At 33.3% G+C, this 243-nt stretch carries 1 protein-coding gene; it reads left to right on the forward strand.

Annotated features, from left to right (window positions below):
- Window positions 1-39: 39 nt before the first annotated feature.
- Window positions 40-243 (forward strand): hypothetical protein (locus tag SB764_RS43865; RefSeq protein ID WP_410867291.1); only part of this gene is annotated, 204 nt, incomplete at its 3' end.

Genomic DNA, 243 nt, shown 5'->3' on the forward strand with positions numbered 1-243 from the left:
ATCATACGCTTTTTTTATCATGAAAAATCAGGGATTAAAATGTACTATTCAATTGTTTTTCAAGACAGTGGAGATATTATTCAATTGATTAAAAAAAGAATACTTCATAACATTAATGCAAGTGCTTCTGATGTAAATGCAGAGCTTACAACCTACTTAGGAACGGGTCATTATGTGACTCCAGGTACTAAAGAAATAAGTCGCCCTCAGCCAAGAAAGGAAGCCTCAGAAAGAGATGATTAT

Origin of the sequence: Paraburkholderia sp. SIMBA_027 (assembly GCF_046535315.1) — a bacterium.
GTDB lineage: Bacteria > Pseudomonadota > Gammaproteobacteria > Burkholderiales > Burkholderiaceae > Paraburkholderia > Paraburkholderia tropica.